General features: G+C 44.7%; 6 protein-coding genes. All 6 read left to right on the forward strand.

Features of this window, described 5'->3' with window-relative positions:
- Positions 1–246: 246 nt before the first annotated feature.
- The 6 genes from Q5L94_RS13165 (at position 247) to Q5L94_RS13190 (ending at position 9,025) form a co-directional block, all read left to right on the forward strand.
- Complete coding sequence (locus tag Q5L94_RS13165) at positions 247–513, forward strand: DUF4212 domain-containing protein (RefSeq protein ID WP_011234430.1); 267 nt, start codon at positions 247–249, stop codon at positions 511–513.
- A gap of 6 nt (positions 514–519) precedes the next feature.
- Positions 520–2,235 (forward strand): sodium:solute symporter family protein, encoded by a 1,716-nt coding sequence (locus Q5L94_RS13170; protein WP_317498831.1) that lies wholly within the window; start codon positions 520–522, stop codon positions 2,233–2,235.
- A 106-nt stretch (positions 2,236–2,341) separates the two neighbouring features.
- A complete protein-coding gene (locus Q5L94_RS13175) occupies positions 2,342–4,174 on the forward strand; it encodes a DUF294 nucleotidyltransferase-like domain-containing protein (RefSeq protein WP_317498832.1) in 1,833 nt (610 codons plus the stop codon).
- Positions 4,175–4,176: 2 nt separating this feature from the next.
- Complete coding sequence (locus Q5L94_RS13180; RefSeq protein WP_317498833.1) at positions 4,177–4,824, forward strand: 3'-5' exonuclease; 648 nt, start codon at positions 4,177–4,179, stop codon at positions 4,822–4,824.
- Positions 4,825–5,116: 292 nt separating this feature from the next.
- On the forward strand, positions 5,117–7,954 hold the full coding sequence (locus Q5L94_RS13185) for a TonB-dependent receptor plug domain-containing protein (protein ID WP_317498834.1): 2,838 nt from the start codon (positions 5,117–5,119) through the stop codon (positions 7,952–7,954).
- A 156-nt stretch (positions 7,955–8,110) separates the two neighbouring features.
- The gene (locus Q5L94_RS13190) at positions 8,111–9,025 is read left to right on the forward strand and encodes an SAM-dependent methyltransferase (protein WP_317498835.1); all 915 of its coding nucleotides are present in this window, start codon (positions 8,111–8,113) and stop codon (positions 9,023–9,025) included.
- Positions 9,026–9,105 lie beyond the last annotated feature (80 nt).

The following is a 9,105-nucleotide window of genomic DNA, read 5'->3' on the forward strand; positions in this document are numbered from 1 at the left end:
AGTAGGTCACCGCCAGACTACAAATAGAGAACCCCAGCCCAACCGGCTGGGGTTTTTTTATGCCTGTTCCACGGCCATGTCGATATCCCGCTTCAAGTCTAATATTTTCCTGAGTTTAACTGCTGACCTCCTCATCTGATGCACAAAATTAAGGCTACGACCAAAGTCCAATTCCCCTTGTTAATAATTCCATTTACATTTGTTATCGATCAAAAACAGAAATGTTGAACAACTGGAGGGGACGTTATGGCATTCGAAAGTGAATCCCATGCCAAAGCCTATTGGAAAGAAAACCTCAGCTTGATGCTCAAGCTGCTAATTGTATGGTTTGTCGTTTCCTATGGCTTTGGAATTATATTGGTGGATGTGCTTAACGAAATCACTTTCTTCGGCTTTAAGCTGGGATTCTGGTTCGCACAGCAAGGCTCCATTCTGACATTCATCGTGCTTATCTTCATTTATGTGAGAGGCATGGCCGCGTTAGATAACAAATACAATGTACACGAGGACTAAGGCGCTATGGATATTCAAACGCTCACCTTTATAATCGTCGGCCTGACTTTCGCGCTATACATAGGTATTGCGATTTGGTCACGTGCCGGCTCAACGAATGACTTTTACGTAGCAAGCGGCGGGGTTAACCCTATTGCCAATGGTATGGCAACGGCCGCTGACTGGATGTCAGCTGCTTCTTTTATTTCAATGGCGGGTATCGTAGCCTTTGCCGGTTATGACGGCTCTGTTTACCTGATGGGCTGGACTGGAGGCTATGTCTTATTGGCTATGTGTCTTGCTCCTTACTTGCGTAAGTTTGGGAAATTCACCGTGCCAGACTTCATCGGGGATCGCTATTATTCTCAAACGGCACGTACTATTGCCGTCATCTGTGCCATTTTGATCTGCTTTACTTATATTGCAGGGCAAATGCGAGGCGTAGGTGTCGTATTCTCTCGTTTCCTAGAAGTTGACATTGCAACTGGCGTTATCATTGGTGCCATAATTGTTTTCTTTTATACCGTATTGGGTGGTATGAAAGGCATAACTTACACTCAGGTAGCTCAATATGTAGTATTGATGTTTGCCTACATTGTGCCTGCGGTATTCTTGTCGTTAATGATGACGGGTCACGTACTGCCTCAAACGGGTTTTGGTGCCACCATAGCCGATGGCGTTCCCGGCTCTGGACAGTTCCTACTTGAACGACTGGATGGATTATCGACCGAGCTAGGTTTTGCCGAATACACCGAAGGTGTTCGCAGTAAAGTCGATGTGTTCTTCATTACTGCTGCACTGATGGTCGGTACCGCTGGTTTACCACACGTTATAGTACGCTTCTTTACGGTGCCGAAAGTGCGTGATGCACGCCGTTCAGCTTTCTGGGCTCTGACGTTCATTTCAGTCGTTTACCTAACAGCTCCGACTATTGCTTCGTTTGCTAAAGTTAACATTTTCAACACAATCAACGGACCAGACCTACAAGGTGTTGAATACGATAACGCGCCAAGCTGGATTAAAAACTGGGAAAAAACCGGTTTGATCACTTGGGAAGACAACAATAACGACGGCAAAATGTTCTATTCAGGCGATGAGCGCAACGAAATGACCATTGATCGTGACATCATGGTATTGGCGAATCCAGAAATTGGTGATTTGCCGGCCTGGGTTGTTGCATTGGTTGCCGCAGGTGGTGTTGCCGCTGCACTTTCCACTTCCGCAGGTCTTTTACTGGTTATATCAACCTCCGTTTCCCATGATTTACTGAAACGAAATTTGGCGCCGAATATCACAGATAAACAAGAGTTGTTCTACGCCAGGGTTGCAGCTGCGACTGCAATTATCATTTCAGTTTACTTTGGTATATACCCGCCCGGCTTCGTAGCGCAGGTGGTCGCCTTTGCGTTCGGCTTAGCCGCAGCGAGCTTCTTCCCTGCGATCATCATGGGCGTATTCCATAAGCGTATGAACCGTGCAGGAGCAATAGCTGGTATGGTTGTGGGTATACTGTTTACCTTCTGCTATATAGTGTACTTCAAGTTCGTTGCTCCTGAGCTCAATACTCAAGAAAACTGGTTATTCGGAATTTCCCCAGAGGGTATCGGTACCTTAGGCATGATCATCAACTTTGTTGTTGCAGTTGTCGTGCATAAGTTTACTGGTGACGCTCCGGAAGAAATTCAGGAGCTGGTTGAGTCCATACGTTACCCAAAAGGGTCTGGTGAAGCTAAGTCCCACTAACGACATATACCTCAATTGAAGCCCAGCCCTGTGCTGGGCTTTTTATTGACTAACTCAAGTTAATACACAAAACTGAAATCTGCTTCTTTATAAATTAGGATTAGCCATGGAAGTTAATTCATTTCTACAAGACTGCCCTCCTTTTGACACCTTATCTGAAGAGCAAAGAAGCTGGGTTGTATCGCAAATGCAGTCCGTTTATATGAATGACCAGAACTGCAACGATATATTAAAAGACATGAGGCCAGCGCTGTTTATCGTGCGTTCAGGTGTTTTTGATTTACGAGGAGCCGACGGACGACTGATAGAGCGTTTGGAGAACGGCGATTTGTTTGGCTACCCGTCTTTGCTATCAGGCCGCGAAGTGGTTAATAAATTGCAGGCGATAGAAGACGGTATTGTGTACGTGTTGCCACAGTCGGCGTTTGATCGTCTTCGTAATGCATCAAAACCTTTCGAACAATACTTTATAAGAGCCCATGGCCAACGTTTATTAACAGAACAAAAAAGTGATGATGGCACCGATAGTGACTGGAGCGAGCAGACTGTCGGCAGTGTTGTGTCTATGCCCCCGGTAAGTTTATCCAGCAGCACATCGGTACAAGAAGCGGCTAAGCTAATGGCTAGCCATGGAATATCGTCTGTTTTGGTCGTTGATGACACCCAGTTGGTCGGCATTTTAACGGACAGAGACTTAAGAAACAGGGTAGTGGCTGAAGGCTTACCGCTGGATGTGCGCGTTTCTGCGGTAATGACACAACTGCCTGAATCGGTTTACGAAAATCGCTCATTAATGGATGCGTTAACCACTATGACCTCCAGTAATATTCATCACTTACCGGTGGTTAATGACCAGAACCAACCCGTAGGGATGGTGACGGCAACGGATTTAATTCGTCAGCAACGTAGTGATCCTGTCTTTCTTATTAGTGCCATTCGTAAGGCAAGTAGTAAATCTCAATTAATAGAAGAAGCTCAAAAACTTCCGGAGTATTTGCAAACATTTGCCAGCCGCGTGAAGCAGACATCTGTTTTGGGCCGGCTTATGGCATCTGTTACTGACGGCATGACACGTCAGCTTATAAAGCTGTATGAACAAGAAAACGGTGCTGCACCAGCCGCTTACAGCTGGTTAGCATTTGGCTCGCAGGGCAGGGAAGATCAAACCTTAAGCTCAGATCAGGACAACGGTCTTTTGCTTAGCAATGGTTTGTCCGATAAGCAAAAAAACTGGTTTGCCGGTTTAGGAGATTACGTCTGCGAAGGGCTGAATGAGTGTGGTATCCCATCTTGTCCTGGGAATATTATGGCGTCCAATCCGGAGTGCAGGGGGACTATAGACCAATGGAAGGAGCGTTTCCGGGGCTGGATTGAAAGCCCGACACCAAAGGCACTCATGTATTGTCAGATATTTTTTGACAGCAGGCCGGTTGTTGGCCCGGGTAAATTTTATCAACAATATCGCGAGCAGATTGCGAACTTAGCGAAGAACGAAATGTTCCTGGGAAATTTAGCTATTCTGGTTAACCGCATAGCAGTACCTTTGGGGTTGTTTAACCGCTTACGCACAGAGGACACTGATGACGGCGATACCATAGATATAAAACGTTACGGCATTGCCTTAATTAATGACATAGCACGTATTTACTCATTGCAGGCCGGAATTACGTCACCAGGCACTGCCGCGCGTTTAAACGCGTTAAAAGGTAGCCGTTTGTTAAATCGTCGCGATAACCAGTCACTGCTGGAAGCATGGGAGTTTTTGACACAGCTAAGGTTGAACCATCAGTTAGAAGTATGGGGCAGCGAAAAACCAAAGAATGCCATAGACCCTGACGAGCTGAGTACGCTTTCAAGACGCCAGTTAAAGACCGCTTTTAAAATTATAAAGGAAGCCCAACAAGGCGTTGGCCTGAAGTTTAGCCGGCAAGGGTACTAATTATGTCTCAATGGCTGCAAAAACTGGCTCATTGGTACAACAGGCGACAGAATTTAAAACAGCCGTGGCGAAGCCTGCGATACGTCGCGCTAGACATTGAGAGCACCGGACTGGATCCGAAAAAGCATCAGATTTTATCGATTGCCTGGATGAGCATTCATCCACCCGTGATGCACCTGGGGAATGCCCAGTATCATGTTTTCGCTCACGGACAAGAGCTTGAACTCGGGCAAAGCCCGACCATTCATGGTTTAACCAGGCAAGATTTTTTGCACAGCTCTGAGCCTAAACAAACCTTTGCTATGTTAAGCCGAGCTTTAAATGATGCCGTGTTAGTTTGTCACCACAAAGGTATGGACTGGCGTTTTCTGAAACATATAGAAGCGAAGTACGGTATACCTTTTAAACCTTTGGCTATTTTCGACACTTTAGCGTTCGAAAAGCATAAGCTTGAACGCAACCCTCATCAACCTATTCACGGCGGCCAACTGACTCTTAGTGCCTGTCGTAAACGCTACAACTTACCTGATTACGACGCCCATCATGCCCTAACCGATACCGTTGCTTGCGCCGAGCTTTTTTTGGCGCAGTGTTACGGGTTCAACATGTCTAAATCTCCTTTAAATTTGTTATTAAAAAGTTATGCATAACTCACTTAAATCAGGGGTTTACAACTAAAATACATATGTTTTTTATATTGATACATACGTTAATTTAATTAATAAAAAAGCCGATTAAACAGACTGTTAGTTCAAATATTAGGCGTTCAGTTCAGAGGGTATAAGAAAAGACTTAAGTGCCTATTGAAATGAACTCCTTACAGCGTTAAAAGGTTGTTACCGAAAACGGGTGGTCGAACAATAAGTAGTCAGGCTGCCATCGGTTTCAGGTTGCTTTCGCCAATCAAGCAACTCAAAAATAATGTTCCAGGGAGTAATATCAATGAATAATAAACTGTTTCGCCGCAGCATTACTGCGGTTGCAGTTGCGTCCACGCTGTCATTTCCAGCACTAGCTCAGGACAATACTGCAGATCAAAATAATATCGAAAAAATTGAAGTAACCGGTTCTCGTTTGAGCCGTACCAGTATGGAAACTCCGGTACCGGTAACAACCATTGGCCGTGAAGATATTGTTCAAACAGGGGCTATTAACGTTGCTCAAGTATTGAATATGTCGCCTGTCGCTATCGCCGGCTCCGATCAATCGAACTCTGCGTTTGATACGGTATCTGTTGGTTTGAACACAACAGAATTACGTAACATGGGCGCTGAGCGTACGTTAGTACTAGTTAACGGTCAGCGTTTCGTATCTGGTATAGCACCTTCTTCAGGCTACGCTGTAGATTTAAACGCTATTCCGGCCTCAATGGTAGAGCGCATTGAAATTCTGAAAAGTGCTTCTTCAGCAGTATACGGTTCAGATGCTGTAGCTGGTGTAGTTAACATCATTACCCGTAAAGATTTCGAAGGTATCGAAATTAGCACCCAGGCGGGTACTTCAGGTGAACATGATCGTCAAACCCAAACCTTTAACTTAACCACAGGTAAGAACTGGGACGGCGGTAACGCTTGGTTCTCGTTCGGTATTGATAACGACGAAGGCCTTAAGTCTAGTGACCGTTCTTTCTCTGCTGTAGATAGCGCACTTTATTCTGATGAAAACGGCAATGAGTACGTAGGAGATTTACTGTCATCTTTCCCTAAACAGGGTCGTGTATCAGTTAAAGATGCTGACGGGAACACACTAGAGAGTTTTGACGCTGATGGAACAGAATATTCAGGCGGATTCAACCGCGCTTCTGTTCGCCAGTTAGTGACACCATTAGAGCGTCGTTATGTGTCTGCTGAAATCCGTCAAGATTTATCAAATAAATTAAATGTTTTTGGTTCTGTTCACTGGAACTCTGCGGAAACAAAGGGTTCTACTATTGAACCAACACCGTTTAACGTTGGCGAAGACTTATGGATGAATAATCGGGTTGAAGATCCGGTAGCAGGGTTAAGCGTATACTCTCCATTGGTGCCTCAGGAGCTACGTGACAACTTACTATCTTACGGTATCGATGACCTAGGTTCTCAGCGCGTAGATTTTGTCCGTCGTATGGCTGAATTTGGTAACCGCTCTACTGATGTTACTCGTGATACTCTACGTATTGCATCAGGTTTTAGTTATGCAATTGACTATAACTGGACTTGGGACAACTACTTTACTTGGGGTCGTACAAACCAGGAACAGCTAAATGGTGGTCAAATTAACACAGATCGTGCGCGTCTTGCTTTGGATGTTACTGAAGACGCTAACGGTAACCTGGTTTGCGCGAGCGATATCGCTGCTATGCAAGGTTGTGTTCCGTTAAACCTATTTGGTGAAGGTACCGTTTCACAAGCTGCTGTTGATTATGTTTCAACGCCGGCTAAAGCAACGGGCACAGCTGAACAGTTTGTTGTGCAGAGTGTCATTTCAGGTGATTTACCACTAGAGCTGGCAGGTGGTTTTGTCGGTTTAGCTGGTGGTCTTGAATATCGCGAGGAAAAAGGTACTTACAGCCCGGGTGACTTAGCTCAAACTGGCGCTTCAAGTACTAACAAAGCTCAACCGACAGACGGTAGCTTTAACACGAGTGACGTGTTTGTAGAAACGCGTTTACCGGTATTAATGAACTGGTCTGTTGATCTTGCGGCACGTTATTCTGAGCATTCAGCCACTGGTGGAGCTGTTACTTGGAACGTAGGTACAGAATATGAACCAGTTGACAGTGTAAAACTGCGTGCGTCAGCCGCAACTGCAATTCGTACTCCTAATATTTCCGACTTATACTCAGGTAATGGTGAAACATTTGCTCGTGTGAACGATCCTTGTGTAGGTGTAACAGCAACAAGTGAAGGAAATATAGCTGAAAACTGTCGTTCAATTGACTCAGTTAATGGGCGTATCCAGTCTGCTGGTGAATTTGAGCTGACCTCTGCGGAAACTCAAGGAACAGGCGGTTTAGTTGGTGGTAACCCTGACGTTCAGGAAGAAACTGCTGATACTTATAGTGTCGGTGCTATCTGGCAAATTAATGATGAGTTGTCTGCAACTGTGGATTACTACAAAATCAAGGTTGAAGACGCAATCTCTGTTACTTCACGTAACTTAGTGCTTGAGCGCTGCTACGATGTATCTCCTGGTAGCTTTGATCCGACTTGTAGTGATCAGGTTCTTCGTAGCTCTAACGGCGTGTTGGTCGATGTAAACAGCAGTTCGTCTAATGAAAACATTATTCGTACATCCGGTGTTGATTTCGAAATGAACTACCGTACCCAAATTGCAGACGGTATGTTCTCTGCTGATTTCATCTGGAACTATACTGACGAGTATTCAATTGAGTCTATTTACGATGGCAGCACGACTTACTACGCAGGCGAAATAACTACACCTGAGCATCGTGCAAACCTCAACCTAGCTTACTCTTTGGATGATGTTAGTGTTTCTTGGAGAATTCGCCACTGGGATAGCTCTGTAGATTCACTTAACGGTGAGAACTACAACTACACAACCCGTCAGCCTTATGGCGAGTACAACTACGTAGGTTCAGTGACGTACCACGATATTTCAGCACGTTATTACTTGAACGATAATTTCGAATTTAATGTCGGTATTCGTAACGCGTTCGATAAGCAGCCTCCAATTCTTCCGCAAGGAAGTAATACTGGCGCGACAGGTATTAATACTGCGTCACAAGCTTATGATGTTACAGGCCGCTATTACTTTGCCGGCGTAACAATGAGCTTCTAAAACTTTTTTAATAAAGATGAGTAGTCAGCAAAGCCAGTCGGGATATCCCGACTGGCTTTTTTTATTCTTCGTTATTGAAAATCTCCAAGCTGACATTACATCTAGAGCGTAGTATGCTCAGCTACAGTTTTATGCTGATAATTTATTGGAGTATCCATGAAAACAACAAAAAATCCGTGGAGTGACTATTGGCAAAAAGGCGCAAAAGCCAGCCTTTTAGATGATAAAGCACGCTTACAGGCCTACCAAATGCGCAAGTTCTGGTTTGAGCGCATGGATGAGAATGAGCTGAAACAACCAATTGTAGATGTAGGTACCGGAAACGGTATCGTCGTTCAGTGGTTAACGGAATACTCGCAAGAAAAAGGGAAAAAGCTAGATGTGCTGGGAATAGACTCAGCTGAGCTTAAGCCTTTTAACGATGCTCTGAAATTACACGCTGAGACGCCTTACGAAACCTTTAAGCTGTCATCGAATAAAAAAGTAGGCACCTTTGTGTCGCACTTTGGCCTTGAATACGGTGATATGCAAACCGGGCTTAAAAATTTGCACCTGCAACTTAAGCGTGGCGGTAATGTTATTGCTTTAGTGCATTCGACCGATTCAAACATTTATAAAAACAGCAAAGCCTTGTTTGAATTTATCCCTTCTGTGCTTAAACAACTGAAGAAATCGGTAACACCGCTTCAGGAAGCTCTGTTAAAACATGGTCCTAATAATTTGCCAAAAGCCGCGCTGCAGGAACAATACAACCTAAACCAATTCGCCAGAAAGTACGAGCGGTACGGCGCTTTCCAGGTCATGAACTTTGTTCCGGCAACGAAACACGCACTGCAGGCCGCGGCACAGGGTAAGTCAGATGAATCATACCGCGTGCTGTCGGGTTACATTAATGCGATAAATGAACACAAAGCTCGGTTGATTAGTTTGCTAAAAGCAACAGAGCAATTAGGTGATACAGCTAACACTACAGCGCTTTTTGAAAAAGCGGGTTTTAAAAGTGTAACGGTTCAGACCGTCGCCTTTCCTGAAACGGGAGTTGTTGGTAGTTGTGTTCAGGCCTCTAAATGAAAATGTAGTGTTCAGAATTCTGTGTCATTTCGTTAAACTAAGCAAAAAAGAGATGACATATGACCAAAACCAATTTCGAC

Source organism: Idiomarina sp. Sol25 (assembly GCF_033052775.1).
Lineage (GTDB): Bacteria > Pseudomonadota > Gammaproteobacteria > Enterobacterales > Alteromonadaceae > Idiomarina.

What these genes read in the sequence shown, in the direction of transcription:
- Q5L94_RS13175 (WP_317498832.1), top strand. Translation starts at nt 2,342, where the DNA reads ATGGAAGTTAATTCATTTCTACAAGACTGCCCTCCTTTTGACACCTTA.
- Q5L94_RS13180 (WP_317498833.1), top strand. Translation starts at nt 4,177, where the DNA reads ATGTCTCAATGGCTGCAAAAACTGGCTCATTGGTACAACAGGCGACAG.
- Q5L94_RS13170 (WP_317498831.1), top strand. Translation starts at nt 520, where the DNA reads ATGGATATTCAAACGCTCACCTTTATAATCGTCGGCCTGACTTTCGCG.
- Q5L94_RS13190 (WP_317498835.1), top strand. Translation starts at nt 8,111, where the DNA reads ATGAAAACAACAAAAAATCCGTGGAGTGACTATTGGCAAAAAGGCGCA.
- Q5L94_RS13185 (WP_317498834.1), top strand. Translation starts at nt 5,117, where the DNA reads ATGAATAATAAACTGTTTCGCCGCAGCATTACTGCGGTTGCAGTTGCG.
- Q5L94_RS13165 (WP_011234430.1), top strand. Translation starts at nt 247, where the DNA reads ATGGCATTCGAAAGTGAATCCCATGCCAAAGCCTATTGGAAAGAAAAC.